Origin of the sequence: Pantoea alhagi (assembly GCF_002101395.1) — a bacterium.
Taxonomy (GTDB): domain Bacteria; phylum Pseudomonadota; class Gammaproteobacteria; order Enterobacterales; family Enterobacteriaceae; genus Mixta; species Mixta alhagi.
In genome coordinates this window covers 782,358-797,746 of record NZ_CP019706.1, presented here as the reverse complement: position 1 = coordinate 797,746, position 15,389 = coordinate 782,358, and the positions used below count along the sequence as shown (strand labels likewise).

Sequence of the window (15,389 nt, the reverse complement as noted above, 5' to 3'; positions counted from 1 at the left end):
GAAAGGAACAGAGATAATGCCAAAACGTACTGACTTAAAATCCATCCTGATTCTGGGCGCTGGCCCGATTGTTATCGGCCAGGCGTGCGAGTTTGACTATTCCGGCGCACAGGCCTGTAAGGCGCTGCGCGAAGAAGGCTATCGCGTTATTCTGGTTAACTCCAATCCGGCAACCATCATGACCGACCCGGAAATGGCGGATGCCACCTATATCGAGCCGATCCACTGGGAAGTGGTGCGTAAAATCATTGAGAAAGAGCGTCCCGATGCGGTACTGCCTACCATGGGCGGCCAGACGGCGCTGAACTGCGCGCTGGAGCTGGAGCGTCAGGGCGTGCTGGCGGAGTTCGGTGTGACCATGATTGGCGCCACGGCGGACGCGATTGATAAAGCGGAAGACCGCCAGCGTTTCGATAAGGCGATGAAGAAGATTGGCCTCGAAACGGCGCGCTCCGGCATTGCGCACAATATGGAAGAAGCGCTGCAGGTTGCGGCGGATGTCGGCTTCCCCTGCATTATCCGTCCCTCTTTTACTATGGGGGGCAGCGGCGGCGGCATCGCCTATAACCGCGAAGAGTTCGAAGAGATTTGCGAACGCGGCCTAGATCTCTCACCTACCAAAGAGCTGCTGATTGATGAATCGCTGATTGGCTGGAAAGAGTATGAGATGGAGGTAGTGCGCGATAAGAATGATAACTGCATTATCGTCTGCTCCATTGAAAACTTCGATCCGATGGGCATCCACACCGGCGACTCCATCACCGTTGCGCCGGCGCAAACCCTGACCGATAAAGAGTACCAAATCATGCGTAACGCCTCGATGGCGGTACTGCGTGAAATCGGCGTGGAAACCGGCGGCTCTAACGTGCAGTTCGCGGTGAACCCCAAAAATGGCCGCCTGATTATTATCGAGATGAACCCGCGCGTATCCCGCTCCTCGGCGCTGGCCTCCAAAGCCACCGGCTTCCCGATCGCTAAAGTCGCGGCGAAGCTGGCGGTAGGTTACACGCTGGATGAGCTGATGAACGACATTACCGGCGGCCGTACGCCTGCTTCGTTCGAGCCTTCGATCGACTATGTCGTGACTAAAATCCCGCGCTTTAACTTTGAAAAATTTGCCGGTGCCAACGATCGTCTGACAACCCAGATGAAATCGGTTGGTGAAGTGATGGCGATTGGCCGCACCTTGCAGGAGTCAATGCAGAAGGCGCTGCGCGGACTGGAAGTCGGCGCTAACGGCTTTGATCCAAAAGTGCATCTGGATGATGCCGATGCGCTGACACGTATCCGCCGCGAGCTGAAAGATGCAGGCGCCGAGCGTATCTGGTACGTAGCCGATGCGTTCCGTGCTGGCCTGTCGGTAGACGGCGTATTTAACCTGACCAATATCGATCGCTGGTTCCTGGTACAGATTGAAGAGCTGGTGCGTCTGGAAGAGCAGGTTGCTCAGGAAGGCATTAACGGCCTGAATGCCGATTTCCTGCGCACGCTCAAGCGCAAAGGCTTTGCCGATGCGCGTCTGGCGGATCTGGCCGGCGTAAGCGAAGCGGAAGTACGCAAGCTGCGCCAGCAGTACAACCTGCATCCGGTTTATAAGCGCGTTGATACCTGCGCCGCCGAGTTTTCAACGGATACCGCCTATATGTACTCCACATATGAAGAGGAGTGCGAAGCGAATCCAAACCAGGATCGTGAAAAAATCATGGTACTGGGCGGCGGACCAAACCGCATCGGTCAGGGCATTGAGTTTGACTACTGCTGCGTTCATGCTGCGCTGGCGCTGCGCGAAGATGGTTATGAAACCATTATGGTCAACTGCAACCCGGAAACCGTTTCAACCGATTATGACACCTCCGACCGTCTCTATTTTGAGCCGGTAACGCTGGAAGATGTGCTGGAAATCGTACGAGTTGAGCAGCCAAAAGGCGTTATCGTGCAGTACGGCGGCCAGACGCCGCTGAAACTGGCGCGTGCGCTGGAAGCCGCTGGCGTACCGGTTATCGGTACCAGCCCGGACGCTATCGACCGTGCGGAAGATCGCGAGCGCTTCCAGCAGGCGGTAGATCGCCTGGGCCTGAAGCAGCCTGCGAACGCCACGGTAACGGCGCTGGAACAGGCGGTACAGAAAGCGGCAGATATTGGTTATCCGTTGGTGGTGCGTCCTTCTTATGTGCTGGGCGGCCGGGCGATGGAAATTGTGTATGACGAGCAGGATCTGAAGCGCTACTTCCAGACGGCTGTCTCCGTATCTAACGATGCGCCGGTGCTGCTGGATCGTTTCCTGGACGACGCGGTAGAAGTTGATGTTGATGCGATTTGCGACGGCGAGCGTGTGCTGATTGGTGGCATCATGGAGCATATCGAGCAGGCCGGGGTGCATTCCGGTGATTCCGCCTGTTCACTGCCCGCCTATACGCTGAGCAAGGAAATTCAGAATGTCATGCGTCAGCAGGTAGAGAAGCTGGCGTTTGAGCTCTGCGTACGCGGTCTGATGAATGTGCAGTTTGCGGTAAAAGATAACGAAGTTTATCTGATTGAGGTTAACCCGCGCGCCGCACGTACCGTGCCTTTCGTTTCTAAAGCGACCGGCGTGCCGCTGGCAAAAGTTGCCGCGCGCGTCATGGCCGGTAAAACACTGATGGAGCAGGGCGTAACTGAAGAAGTTATTCCACCTTACTATTCAGTGAAAGAAGTAGTACTGCCGTTTAACAAGTTCCCTGGCGTGGACCCGATTCTTGGACCGGAAATGCGCTCGACGGGTGAAGTGATGGGCGTTGGCCGCACCTTTGCTGAAGCGTTCTCCAAGGCGATGCTGGGCGCGCAGTCCAACATGAAAAAGCAGGGCCGGGCGCTGTTGTCGGTACGTGAAGGCGACAAAAAACGAGTGGTTGATCTGGCTGCCAAACTGTTGAAGTTCGGCTTTGAGCTTGATGCTACGCACGGTACGGCGGTTGTGCTGGGTGAAGCAGGCATTAACCCCCGTCTGGTGAACAAAGTGCATGAAGGACGCCCGCATATTCAGGACCGTCTGAAAAACGGCGAATACAGCTATATCGTCAATACCACTGCAGGACGGCAGGCCATTGAGGATTCACGCGTGATTCGCCGTAGTGCGCTGCAGTACAAAGTGCATTATGACACCACGCTGAATGGCGGCTTTGCTACCGCGATGGCGCTGAATGCTGACCCAACGGAGAAAGTGATTTCCGTACAGGAAATGCACGCACAAATTAATGCTAAATAAGTTAGTGATTTAACCGATAACGGCTCTCCCGGGAGCCGTTTTTTTATGGGCGCGATTTATGTGCCGTAAAGGACGCGCATTTTGACTGGCGAGAAGGTAACGGACCTTATCGCGCCGGGTTTGTCAGGATGTTAAAGGATAAAGAATGAATTTTTCTAAGCGTGTTATTGCATACTATTGTGGCGTCGGCCTGCTCGCTGCGCTGCCTTTCACCAGCCAGGCGGAAATTACGCTGATTAAACAAGATGCCCAACCGGACGATGCGTTAAGCCGTCTGAAGTTTGCGGTGGGCGGCAGCATCCGTCCGCAGTTCAACAATATCACCGGCGACAGCGATCGCGGCTCTTATAAGCGCAACGGATTTGACGGCGGCACGCGCTTTCGCTTCGGTGCGGAATATTATCTGACCGAAGATGTCAGTTGGCTGGGCTATTATGAACTGGGCGTCAATATTCCGGCGCTGTTCAACTGGGATAACCACTACGCTGAAGGCGCGCGTGATACTTCGCGCCGCCAGCTTTACACCGGTTTTAAAAGCCAGCGCTGGGGCCAGCTGACCTTTGGTCAGCAGAACAGCGTTTACTATGACGTCGTCGGCGCCAAAACGGATATCTGGGATTACGATATGCTGGCCCAGGCGTCAAATATCGGCATCAACGGTGATTACGACGGCACCTACCGCGCACGTAAACAGCTGAAGTATAAAAATCGCTTCGGCGATGCCGATCTCTACGCCTCCTGGCTACTGGAAGATACCGAGTATCTGCCGGGCAACGGCCTGCGCTACAAGCGTCAGGGCGGCGGCTCACTGGGTGTGGACTACCATTTGACGCCGGATCTCTCCTGGGGCACCGCATGGAACTACACTCGTGCTGAAATGCGCAATCCAGGCAACGGTGACAGCAAAGGCTACGATCAGAACATCATTGGCACCTCGCTGAGCTGGAAACCGGACAACTGGACGCTGGCGCTGGGCGGCGGCTGGTACCAGAACTTCTCGCCGAGTAAGAAACGCAGCGTTGATAACTACTTTGCCAATGAAGCGTGGGGCATAGAGTATTTTGTCGGCTACACCATTCCGGTGCAGCGCTATGCGGTGAAATCGGTGCAGCCTTACGTTATGGGTGATCGTCTGGAATATACCCGCGGCCGCGATTACCAGCGCATCGACAACGGCGTCGGCGTGACGTTACAGCTCGATTACGGCTTCCGTATCGATTACGAACACGTTTTCACCTCCAGCAGCGACGATCTGGGGGATATGAACCTGGTGCGCCTGCGTTACGATTTCTAATAATCGCTATTCGACGTAGCGCCGTTAACTGATTAAAACCTGAATGTCATCACTGGCGCTCAGGTTTTTTAACGCTAATCGCTCTGCCGCATAACTGTTCAGGCTTGGCTGGCTTTGCTTTTTTCCGGCGTGTTGGGCAACTCCTTGCCGGAAACGGCAGGCGTGGGAGCAATGCCAACCACGTTAACGGCGTTCTCAGGCTTTCTGGAGGTTTCCACACTACCTACAAACATGGCACCTTTTTTCACCGACAGCGTGACATAATCAAGCGCGCCATTAATATTTGCATGCTCGCCAATATCCATCGATTCAGCTTTACATTCGCCTTTGACGGTGCCGTTAATAATTAATTCCTTGCTGGTAATATTGCCGTTGACCAGCCCGCTACGCATAACTTTTACTACACCTTCGTTAGTAATAATATTTCCCTGCACCTCGCCATAAATATACACCTGGCCTACCGCTTTGAGATTCCCTTCAAAACAGACATCACGGGCAATCACCGTATTATTGGCCTGTTCTTCATGAGGTGTCGTTTTATCCGGCGCATTGGTTGGGATAATAGCCTCTTTTTTTGCCGCTATTTCTGCCGATTTATTTGGTTTTTTAAACATAGTCAGGATCTTCCATTGTAAGCTGTGAAGTAAAAATGACCCGGCGGCCAGAGATCCGAAGACGCCCGCCCAGGTTAAAGAGAAAAAGCTTGCTACCAGCGCCAGTAGCCAGCAGCAGATGCCACCATTAAAGAAAAAATATTGCCTGTCCATATTAGCCTGTTATAACTCCCTGTGCCTGCGATGTCTGTGTTAATTCTTTAACCGACACGCGATAAGATGAAGAACGGCATATTCACCCTGTACTATCTCTTACTGCAGTGGCAGAGCGTTTGGCGAAGAGTTCGAACGGATTTATTATTAAATGAGTGTAAAGAAAATTATATTAGAGAATATACTATGTCCTGATATTTTTAATTACAAGGAATAGGCCTTAAATTGATGGCTATTCTGGGGATTAAAGGTCAAACAGAAAATAGCAATTGAACTGTGCTTAAAATTATCGATATTTCATGAAATATTCAAGGGAACTTATATCACTTCTTGTCGCGCCGCACAGAAATAACCGCCCGAATATCCAGCCCCGTTGAATAGCATACGTGCTCTGAACGCATGATAATGAGGCAAATTCTTGCTGACTGTAACAAGAAGAACGTTCGCCGATGCTTCCAGGATGTTGCGCCGCTGCCTTTCCCTGAAAAAGCCCCAAACTGGGGCTGAAACGGCTACCTTTGTCACCTCAGTCACGGTTTAAAAACCTTTACGTAAATCCATTGACCAGACTATCGACGAAAGTTTCGCCTTTACGTATGATGGCGCCAATTTTACACCCTGTTGAGAATTTATGATGATAAGCCTGATAGCGGCTTTAGCAGCCGATCGCGTTATTGGGATGGAAAACGCTATGCCGTGGGATCTGCCTGCGGACTTAGCCTGGTTTAAGCGGAATACATTGAATAAACCCGTAATTATGGGGCGTCTGACCTGGGAATCAATTGGCCGCCCGCTGCCGGGACGCCATAATATTGTGGTCAGCAGCCAGCCAGGAAAAGCAACGGATGGTGTAACCTGGGTGACCTCACTGGACGATGCCTTAGCAGCAGCGGGCGACGTTGAAGAGATCATGGTCATTGGCGGTGGTCGTATTTATGAGCAGATGCTGGACCGCGCCGATCGAATTTATCTGACGCACATTGATGCGGAAGTGGAAGGCGATACGCATTTCCCTGATTACGAACCGGACGAATGGCAGTCGGTGTTCAGTGAATTTCATGACGCCGATGAGAAAAATTCTCACAGCTACTGCTTTGAAATTCTTGAACGCCGCTGATAACGTCGGTTAAAAGCGTGCTTATCCGCCAGCTGTAACATTGCTGTCATTTTTGCCCTCTAGCATTGCTTCCAGTCTGGGAAACCATAACGGGAAGCAATGCAAAATGAGCGATAAAATCCTTGAATTAAACATGGAATCACTGCCAAGCCCGGCGCGTCGTAAATTGCTGGCCGGAACCGGCGCATTAGGGCTGGCAGGCTTTCTTGGCGGCGGCGTCAGCTTTTCTGCTCTGGCTAAGGTGCAGTCAGCACCGAACGGTAGCCCGCTGTTGGGATTTACGGCGATTCCTGCTTCTACCGCTGATGAAATCACTATCGCGCCGGGCTATCGGGCTGAGGTGCTTATCTCCTGGGGCGAGCCGCTGGTAGATGGCGCCCCTGCGTTCGATCCTCAGGGAAATAACAGCGCGGCCGATCAGGAAAAGCAGTTCGGTGATAATAATGATGGTATGAGCTTTTTCGCCCTGGATGATAACCGTGGCGTAATGGCAATCAATAATGAGTATGTAAACGAACAGTACCTGTTCCCTCACGGCGGCAGCAAGGCGACCAGCCTGGAAGATGTAAAAAAATCGCAGGCGGGGCATGGCGTATCGATCGTTGAGGTTGCACGTAGCGAAGACAATCGTTGGCGCGTGGTGCGTCCGTCACGCTATAACCGTCGTATTACCGCCAACACCCTGATGCATTTTTCCGGACCGGCAGCAGGCCATGCGGCGCTGCAAACCGCAGCCGATCCCGAAGGGAAAACGGTGCTGGGCACCTTTGGCAACTGTGCCAACGGCAAAACTCCCTGGGGAACTTACCTTACCTGCGAAGAGAACTTCGACACCTACTTCGGCACCAAAGCCGCTGATTTCAAACCCACAGCGCAGCAGAAACGCTATACGCTCAACGCCAGCGAGCCGGAGCGCAACTGGTCCGATTTTGACGATCGTTTTGACGTGGCAAAAAACCCCAACGAATTTAACCGCCACGGCTGGATCGTAGAGATAGACCCGCTCGACCCCACCTCGGTGCCGGTAAAGCGTACCGCGCTGGGGCGTTTCAAACATGAAAACGCGGCGGTGACGGTAGCAAAAAGCGGTGAGCTGGTGGTTTATATGGGCGACGATGAGCGTGGCGAATATATCTATAAATATGTCTCCACGGGCAAAGTTGATCACGCTAATCCAGCAGCAAATAAAGCGCTGCTGGATGAGGGAACGCTGTACGTCGCGGTGTTCGAAGGTGATAAAAGCGGTACGCCGCTGAAGGGGACGGGCCGCTGGCTGGCGCTGGTTCACGGACAAAACGAACTGACCGCAGAAAACGGTTTCCAGAGTCAGGCGGATATTTTGATTAACGCGCGCGCGGCGGCGGATGTGGTGAAAGCCACGCGTATGGATCGCCCTGAGTGGATAGCGGTGAATCCGCACGATGGTCGCGCTTACTGTACGCTGACCAATAACAACAAGCGCGGTAATGAAAAGATGCCGGTGGATGCGGCTAACCCGCGTCCCGACAATATTTATGGCCAGATTATTCGCTGGGATGAGCAGGGCGACGCCACGGCACAGCAGTTCAGCTGGGACATTTTTGTGCTGTGCGGCAACCCGATTGCGCACCCGCAGGGTGTGCAGCGTGGTACGCCTAACATCACGGCAGACAATACCTTTAACAGCCCGGACGGGCTGGGCTTTGATAGCGCCGGACGTTTGTGGATCCTGACCGACGGGAAATACAGTAATGAGGGCGATTATCAGGGGCAGGGTAATAATCAGATGCTGGTCGGGGATCCCAACAGCGGTGAAATCCGTCGCTTTATGGTGGGACCGAAATCCTGCGAGCTAACGGGTATCACCTTTACGCCGGATTACCGCACTATGTTTGTCAACGTACAGCACCCAGGAGAAGAGGGCGATTCTCACTTCCCTCATAACAGTCCGCGTCCGCGCTCTTCAGTGATCATGATCACTCGTGAAGATGGCGGTATTGTCGGGGCATAAGAATCAATGCCGGGCCATCTGGCCCGGTTATTATTCGGAGCGCAGCGCGGCCGGGGTGATTTCTCCGGCTTCACTGGCCTGCAGGCGGTTAGAAGGCTGAATAAACAGCTGACGATCTTCCCAGCGCAGCATGGTCAGCGTGCCGCCCCAGCAGCAACCGGTATCCAGACCGATAATCCCTTCCGGCGTGCCTTTGCCTTCCAGCGAAGCCCAGTGGCCAAAAATAATCGTATAATCGCGCGCTACCGGGCCTGCGATAGTAAACCAGGGTTTCAACGGTGGCGGCGCTGAATTGGGCGCGTCTTTGCAAATCATATCTAACTGCCCATTGGGAAAGCAGTAGCGCATCCGCGTCAGCGCGTTGGTGCTGAAGCGCAGGCGTGCCAGGCCGGTGAGTTCTGGCGTCCAGTTATTCGGCATATCGCCATACATCGCATCAAGAAAGAGCGGATAGCTGTCGCTGGAGAGCACAGACTCAACTTCTCGCGCACACATTTTCGCCGTTTCAATATCCCACTGCGGCGTGATGCCGGCATGCGCCATAACCAGCTTTTTCTCTTCATCTACCTGCAGCAGCGGCTGTCGGCGTAGCCAGTTGATAAGCTCATCCGCGTCAGGCGCTTCCAGCAGAGGAGTGAGACGATCTTTCGGTTTATTACGGCTGATGCCCGCGAAAACCGCCAGCAGATGCAGATCGTGATTGCCCAGCACCATGCGTACCGCGCTGCCCAGCGAACGCATATAGCGCAGCACTTCCAGCGAGCCTGGCCCGCGAGCGACCAGATCGCCGGTTAGCCACAACGTATCTTTTTCAGCATCAAAGGCGACCTGTTGCAGCAGAGAGTGCAGCTCATCGTAGCAGCCGTGAACATCGCCAATAAGGTATGTACTCATGAAATAATTATCCGGAGAAGAAACGGCAAACCCGGCCGTAGCCGGGTTTCTCATCAGTGAATGCGCGAAGGCACCGCGAGGCGAAAGACGGGAATATCGACATGAAACTGTTCGCCTCGTTCGTCAATCATCACATAGTGTCCCTGCATAGTGCCCATCGGCGTTTCCAGTACTGCGCCGCTGGTATATTGAAATTCATCGCCTGGCGCAATCGAGGGTTGTTCACCGATAACGCCATCGCCCTGAACTTCCGTTTCGCGCCCGTTGCCGTTGGTAATTAACCAGTAACGGCTACGTAGCTGCACTTTTTCGTGCCCCAAATTGCGGATGGTAATGGTATAGGCGAACACGTAGCGATCTTCATCCGGGGCAGATTGCGATTCGACGTAAAAACTCTGTACCTGAACACAAACTCGGGACGACTCAATCATGCGTTTAGCTCTCCTGCGACTCGGGATGCGCAGATAACCAGTTTGCTAACTGGCAATATTGCGCAACGGTAACATTTTCCGCACGCAGACTGCCATCAACGCCCAGATTTTCCATGACCTCAGCGCTGAACAGATGGCCAAGGCTATTGCGCAGTGTCTTACGGCGCTTGCCGAAGGCTTCGGTGGTAATGCGGCTCAGCACACGAACATTCTCAACCGGATGTGGCTGCACAGCATGCGGCACCAGGCGAACCACGGCGGAATCCACTTTAGGCGCTGGCGTAAAGGATTCCGGCGGCACTTCCAGTACTGGAATCACCTGACAATAATATTGCGCCATCACGCTTAAACGTCCATAGGCTTTACTGTCCGGGCCAGCAACCAGGCGGTTGACTACCTCTTTTTGCAGCATAAAGTGCATATCTTTGATCGCACTAGTATAGCTGAAAAGGTGGAACATTAGCGGCGTAGAGATGTTGTAGGGCAGATTGCCAAAGACACGCAACGGTTGACCGCGCTCAGCTGCGAGCTGGGCAAAATCGAAGGTCATGGCATCCTGCTGAAAAATAGTCAGCTTGGGGCCGAGGAACGGATGGGTTTGCAGACGCGCTGCAAGATCGCGATCCAGCTCAATAACGGTCAGCGCATCAAGGCGCTCGCCGACGGGCTCAGTCAGGGCACCAAGGCCGGGACCGATCTCTACCATCGCTTCGCCGCGCTGCGGATGAATCGCCGCAACGATGCTGTCGATAATGTAGGAGTCGTTAAGGAAGTTTTGTCCAAAACGTTTGCGGGCGAAATGACCCTGGTGGACACGATTATTCATTGACTTCTTTGATCATATTGATGGCGAGATTAAGCGCCGTGATGAAGCTTCCCGCATCAGCGTTACCCTGACCGGCCAGTTCCAGCGCGGTGCCATGGTCAACGGAGGTACGGATAAATGGCAGGCCAAGGGTGATATTCACCGCGCGGCCAAAGCCCTGATATTTCAGAACCGGCAGGCCCTGATCGTGATACATCGCCAGAACCGCATCGGCAGGCTGGAGATATTTGGGCTGAAACAGCGTATCCGCCGGCAGCGGGCCGGTGAGCTGCATGCCCTGCTGACGCAGCTTATCCAGCGCCGGGATAATGGTATCGATCTCTTCACGACCCATATGTCCGCCTTCGCCAGCGTGCGGATTCAGGCCGCAAACCAGAATATGCGGCTGACTAATGCCAAACTTACGCTGTAAATCCTGATGCAGAATAGAGATCACTTCATGCAGGCTGGCTTCGGTAATGGCGTCTGACACCGCTTTTAGCGGCAGATGCGTGGTAGCCAGCGCGACCCGTAGCTCTTCGGTAGCCAGCATCATCACCACGCGTTCGCAGGCAGCGCGGTCGGCAAAAAATTCGGTGTGGCCGCTGAAGGCGATACCGGCGTCGTTAATAACGCCTTTATGCACCGGGCCGGTAATCAACGCAGAGAACTCACCGCTGAGACAGCCATCGCAGGCACGGGCAAGAGTTTCCAGCACGTAGTGGCTGTTAGCTACCGTCAGCTCCCCGGCCATAACCGGCGCAGCCAGCTCAACCGGCAAAACGGTTAGCGTACCGGCCCGCTGCGGCTGTGCAGGGGTGCCCGGTTGATACTGGCGTAGCGTCAGCGGCAAACCCAACTGTTGGGCACGTTCCGTCAGCAACTGGGGCGAGGCGCAAACCACCAGTTCAACCGGCCAGTCGCGCTGCGCCAGCTGCAATGTAACATCAGGACCAATCCCGGCGGGTTCGCCGGGAGTGATAACAACGCGAGCGTTACTGAGCATTGGCATCCAGAATTTTCACATAGGCGCTGGCGCGCTGTTCCTGCATCCAGGTTTGCGCTTCTTCAGCGAACTTACGGTTAAACAGCAGACGGTAAGCGCGCTCTTTTTGCGCCGCATCAGTTTTATCAACCTGACGCGTGTCCAGTAGCTGAATCAGGTGCCAGCCAAAAGAGGAGTGAATCGGCTGACTGGTTTCGCCTTTCTGCAGACGAAGCAGCGCATCACGGAAGGCCGGATCGAAAATTTCCGGTGAGCTCCAGCCCAGATCGCCGCCCTGGTTCGCTGAACCCGGATCGTCAGATAACTGTCTGGCTGCCGCCGCAAAGCTGATTTTGCCGCTTTTAATATCGGCAGCAATCTGCGTGAGTTTCTGGCGCGCCTGGTCATCGGTAAGAATCGGCGACGGCTTCAGCAGAATGTGACGCGCATGAACTTCGGTCACTGAGATATTCTGTTTTTCGCCGCGCAGGTCGTTCACTTTCAGGATATGGAAACCAACACCTGAGCGGATAGGACCGACGATATCGCCTTTTTTCGCTGTGCTCACCGCCTGAGCGAACAGGGTCGGCAACTCTTCAATTTTGCCCCAGCCCATGTTGCCGCCCTGCAGAGCCTGCGGATCGGCAGAGTAGGTGACCGCCAGCTTACCGAAGTCAGCGCCGCTCTTGAGTTCGCTCATCAGCTGTTTCGCCAGATTTTCCTGATCGTCCACCTGCTGTTGCGTCGGGTTTTCCGGCAGCGGCAGCAGGATATGGCTGATATTGAGTTCGGTGCCTTGCGTATTTTGCGCCGAAACCTGTTTAGCCAGCGTCTCGACTTCCTGCGGCAGAATGGTTACGCGACGGCGTACTTCATTGTTACGCACTTCCGCAATCTGCATCTCTTTACGGATCTGCTCGCGGTAGGCGTTGTAATTAACGCCGTCATAGGCCAGGCGGCTGCGCATCTGATCCAGCGACATCCGGTTCTGCGCGGCAATGTTGGCTATCGCCTGGTCCAGCTGTTGATCGGAGATCTGTACGCCCATCTGCTTGCCCATCTGCAGGATAATATTATCCATCACCAGACGTTCAACAATTTGATGGCGCAGCGTGCGGTCATCAGGCAGCTGCTGTCCAGCCTGCTGCGCCTGCGCTTTCACCGAATGCATCATGCTATCAACATCACTTTCCAGAACGACGCCGTTATTCACCACGGCGGCGACTTTATCAACTACCTGCGGGGCTGCGATCGCGGTGTTAGCGGCCAGCGCCACACCCAGTATCAGCATTCTCCAGTTCTTCATACTTTTTCCATTTTCTTTCCGCACTGCGGGTTTGCCTGTCAAACATTACAACATCAGAAAGCGCGCTGGTAAGGCAGAATGCCCTCACGTAGCATTTGGTTGGAGCCCAGTCCGTAGTTCGGGCTCAGGCCACGCAACTCAATGTTGAATGAGATTTGGTTTTCATACTTACTTTCGCTGTTTTCCCAGCCGTTGATTTTACGCTCGTAACCCACGCGGATAGCATAACAGCAGGAGCTATACTGTAAGCCTAACAACTGATCAGCCGCCTTTTTCTCCTTGGTATCGTAGTAGTACGCGCCCACTACGGCCCAGGAGTCAGCGATTGGCCAACTGGCCGTCATCCCAACCTGCGAAATACCGTTTTCGTAAATCGGATTGTTGGTAATGTTACGGTTCAGTGCACTGGCCACATACTCCGGACTGATGTAACGGTAGTTCAGTTGCATCATGCGATCAGCGTCACGACGGTATTCCACCACCGCGTTGCCCTGCGCAATATTATCCAGACGCGTATCATACTGCAGGCCACCGCGTACGCCCCAACGGTCGCTAACGCGCCACCAGGTGTCACCAGCCCAGATCAGGCTGCCGGTGTCATCATCGTCACTGGTGCTGTTCAGCCCGGTGCGCGACGGGGTAAACGAGTAGATTTGACCTACGGATACGTTAAAACGTTCAACCAGATCGGTATCATAAATACGTGAGGTCAGGCCGCTGGCGACCTGGTTGGCTGAAGCGATACGATCCAGGCCGCTGTAAGTACGATCGCGGAACAGGCCGGTATAGTCAGTTTGCAGCAGCGTAGAGTCATACGCCTGGATATGGCTCTGGTCGCGGTAGGGAACATAGAGGTACTGCATGCGCGGTTCAAGCGTCTGGGTGTAGCCTTCTGCCCAGTTCATGTTGCGCTCAAACACCATGCGGCCATCCACTTTGAACTGCGGCATAACGCGGTTAACGCTTTCTTTTAGCTGATTATCTGCGTTCCTCGTAAGAGAATTGTAATAGTCAACATTGCTCTGCTGGTAGTGGGTCGCCAGCAGTTTCGCCTCGGTATTCAGGCTTCCCCATTCGTTAGCCAGCGGCAGATTAATGGTAGGCTCCAGGTGCAGACGTACCGCATCTGGCAGCTCGTCGTTTACGTTGGTGAACTGCACCGCCTGCGCATAAAGATGGGTATCGAACGGCCCAATGTCATTTTTGTAGTAATTAAAGTCGAACTGCGGCTGCGCACGATAGACGTTTCTTGAACGGTTGGTATCAAAGATCTGGAAGTCTTTACTGGAGAGCGTGGCGTCCCAGTTGGTATCCGCATAGCCGATGCTGAACTTCTGCGTGGCGTAGCCGTCGGTCGTGGAATAATATTTAGAGTCGAGATCGTTGAAATAGTAAGGATCGCTGACTTTGGTGTAGTTGGCGTTAAAGCGCCAGTGCTGTTCATACACCCCCGAATGACGCCAGAAGAAGAGCCAGCGGTTAGAGTCGCCATCGTCATTACCGCGCGCAGCTTCGTCACGCTTGTATTCGTCGTCGCTCGGCAGATAGTCAAATTCAATCAGGCCGCTACCGGCGGTGGTCAGATAGCGGAATTCGTTCTGCCACTGCAGGCCGCGCTTGCTCTGATAGTTTGGTGTAATGGTGGCATCCATCTGCGGCGCGATGTTCCAGTAATAGGGCAGCGCAAACTGGAAGCCATCATTGTTGCTGTATTTGGCGTTAGGGATCAGGAAACCAGAGCGACGTCGATCGCCGATCGGCAACTGCAAATAAGGGCTGTAGAAAACCGGGACGGCGCCAATTTTAAAGCGTGCGTTCCAGATTTCAGCCACTTCCTCTTCACGATCCTGAATAACCTGCGAGCCGACCACGCTCCAGCTATTGCTGCCCGGCAGACATGAGGTAAAGGTGCCGTTTTCCAGGATGGTGTAGCGGTTGTTGCCGCGCAGTTTCATCTGATCGGCGGTGCCTCGCCCCTGACGTCCCACCATCTGATAATCGCCGTTCCAGACGTTGGTATCTTTGGTGTTCAGGTTAGACCAGGCTTTCGGACCTTTCAGGATGACCTGGTTGTCATCATAGTGCACATTACCCAGCGCATCGACGGTGCGAAGTGGGGTGGTTTGGCCAGGCTGTTGACGCTGATGCAGCTGAACTTCGTCGGATCGCAGGCGGCTGTTGCCCTGCTGAATATCCACTTTGCCGGTAAATACGGCATCGTCGGGATAGTTACCCTTCGCATCATCAGAATGTATCGTTACCGGCAGTTGATTGGCGTCACCCTGAACGACGGGACGAGTATAGTTTGGTACGCCCAGCATACACTGCGACATTAAATCGTCGGCGAGGGCGTGCTGACTATAAAGCGCTGCGCCAATCATCGTGGCCAGCAGTGTGGGTATACGTTTTTTCATACGCGGTATCGAGAATTCCGTAATTACTGGCATCATGCCGACAAAACGGTCAGAGACTAACGTACTGAACTGCGTTGCGCCAGTGTTAATCCTTGTCTGTCCGCGTTGCCGTTAGGCAGTGAGATAAATGACAGGTATGATA

The 15,389-nt window shown here is 53.9% G+C and carries 11 protein-coding genes; 4 read left to right on the top strand and 7 right to left on the bottom strand.

The features are described from left to right. Nucleotides 1-16: 16 nt before the first annotated feature. Together carB and B1H58_RS03695 are read left to right on the top strand one after the other, a co-directional pair. The gene (gene carB / locus B1H58_RS03700; RefSeq protein ID WP_085068042.1) at nt 17-3,244 is read left to right on the top strand and encodes a carbamoyl-phosphate synthase large subunit; all 3,228 of its coding nucleotides are present in this window, start codon (nt 17-19) and stop codon (nt 3,242-3,244) included. A gap of 145 nt (nt 3,245-3,389) precedes the next feature. Then, a complete protein-coding gene (locus tag B1H58_RS03695) occupies nt 3,390-4,538 on the top strand; it encodes a porin (RefSeq protein WP_085068041.1) in 1,149 nt (382 codons plus the stop codon). A 98-nt stretch (nt 4,539-4,636) separates the two neighbouring features. Here the strand turns inward: B1H58_RS03695 and B1H58_RS03690 are convergent, their stop codons facing one another. Next, nucleotides 4,637-5,305 carry a bactofilin family protein gene (locus tag B1H58_RS03690; protein ID WP_085068040.1) on the bottom strand — a complete coding sequence of 223 codons (669 nt, stop codon included), beginning with the start codon at nt 5,303-5,305 and terminating at the stop codon, nt 4,637-4,639. A gap of 631 nt (nt 5,306-5,936) precedes the next feature. Here B1H58_RS03690 and folA point away from each other — a divergent pair. Then, the gene (gene folA, locus B1H58_RS03685) at nt 5,937-6,422 is read left to right on the top strand and encodes a type 3 dihydrofolate reductase (protein ID WP_237172446.1); all 486 of its coding nucleotides are present in this window, start codon (nt 5,937-5,939) and stop codon (nt 6,420-6,422) included. 106 nt (nt 6,423-6,528) lie between these two features. After that, nucleotides 6,529-8,412, top strand: a complete 1,884-nt coding sequence (locus tag B1H58_RS03680; RefSeq protein ID WP_085068038.1) for a PhoX family protein — start codon at nt 6,529-6,531, stop codon at nt 8,410-8,412. 30 nt (nt 8,413-8,442) lie between these two features. Here the strand turns inward: B1H58_RS03680 and apaH are convergent, their stop codons facing one another. The 6 genes from apaH to lptD are packed head-to-tail and all read right to left on the bottom strand — an operon-like array spanning nt 8,443 to nt 15,283. Continuing rightward, the gene (apaH, locus tag B1H58_RS03675; protein WP_085068037.1) at nt 8,443-9,306 is read right to left on the bottom strand and encodes a bis(5'-nucleosyl)-tetraphosphatase (symmetrical) ApaH; all 864 of its coding nucleotides are present in this window, start codon (nt 9,304-9,306) and stop codon (nt 8,443-8,445) included. Between the two features lie 53 nt (nt 9,307-9,359). After that, nucleotides 9,360-9,737 carry a Co2+/Mg2+ efflux protein ApaG gene (gene apaG / locus B1H58_RS03670; RefSeq protein ID WP_085068036.1) on the bottom strand — a complete coding sequence of 126 codons (378 nt, stop codon included), beginning with the start codon at nt 9,735-9,737 and terminating at the stop codon, nt 9,360-9,362. A 4-nt stretch (nt 9,738-9,741) separates the two neighbouring features. Next, entirely contained in the window at nt 9,742-10,563 is an 822-nt protein-coding gene (rsmA, locus tag B1H58_RS03665; protein WP_085068035.1) for a 16S rRNA (adenine(1518)-N(6)/adenine(1519)-N(6))-dimethyltransferase RsmA, read from the bottom strand. After that, nucleotides 10,556-11,548, bottom strand: a complete 993-nt coding sequence (pdxA, locus tag B1H58_RS03660) for a 4-hydroxythreonine-4-phosphate dehydrogenase PdxA (RefSeq protein ID WP_085068034.1) — start codon at nt 11,546-11,548, stop codon at nt 10,556-10,558. The genes rsmA and pdxA overlap by 8 nt, the downstream gene beginning before the upstream one ends. Next, nucleotides 11,538-12,833, bottom strand: coding sequence for a peptidylprolyl isomerase SurA (gene surA, locus B1H58_RS03655; RefSeq protein WP_085068033.1), 1,296 nt, complete (start codon nt 12,831-12,833; stop codon nt 11,538-11,540). The genes pdxA and surA overlap by 11 nt, the downstream gene beginning before the upstream one ends. Before the next feature lie 53 nt (nt 12,834-12,886). Further along, nucleotides 12,887-15,283, bottom strand: a complete 2,397-nt coding sequence (lptD, locus tag B1H58_RS03650) for an LPS assembly protein LptD (RefSeq protein WP_085068032.1) — start codon at nt 15,281-15,283, stop codon at nt 12,887-12,889. Between the last annotated feature and the right edge of the window lie 106 nt (nt 15,284-15,389).

Coding starts and splice junctions, on each gene's coding strand:
- carB (WP_085068042.1), top strand. CDS start 17: ATGCCAAAACGTACTGACTTAAAATCCATCCTGATTCTGGGCGCTGGC.
- B1H58_RS03695 (WP_085068041.1), top strand. CDS start 3,390: ATGAATTTTTCTAAGCGTGTTATTGCATACTATTGTGGCGTCGGCCTG.
- B1H58_RS03690 (WP_085068040.1), bottom strand. CDS start 5,305: ATGGACAGGCAATATTTTTTCTTTAATGGTGGCATCTGCTGCTGGCTA.
- folA (WP_237172446.1), top strand. CDS start 5,937: ATGATGATAAGCCTGATAGCGGCTTTAGCAGCCGATCGCGTTATTGGG.
- B1H58_RS03680 (WP_085068038.1), top strand. CDS start 6,529: ATGAGCGATAAAATCCTTGAATTAAACATGGAATCACTGCCAAGCCCG.
- apaH (WP_085068037.1), bottom strand. CDS start 9,306: ATGAGTACATACCTTATTGGCGATGTTCACGGCTGCTACGATGAGCTG.
- apaG (WP_085068036.1), bottom strand. CDS start 9,737: ATGATTGAGTCGTCCCGAGTTTGTGTTCAGGTACAGAGTTTTTACGTC.
- rsmA (WP_085068035.1), bottom strand. CDS start 10,563: ATGAATAATCGTGTCCACCAGGGTCATTTCGCCCGCAAACGTTTTGGA.
- pdxA (WP_085068034.1), bottom strand. CDS start 11,548: ATGCTCAGTAACGCTCGCGTTGTTATCACTCCCGGCGAACCCGCCGGG.
- surA (WP_085068033.1), bottom strand. CDS start 12,833: ATGAAGAACTGGAGAATGCTGATACTGGGTGTGGCGCTGGCCGCTAAC.
- lptD (WP_085068032.1), bottom strand. CDS start 15,283: ATGATGCCAGTAATTACGGAATTCTCGATACCGCGTATGAAAAAACGT.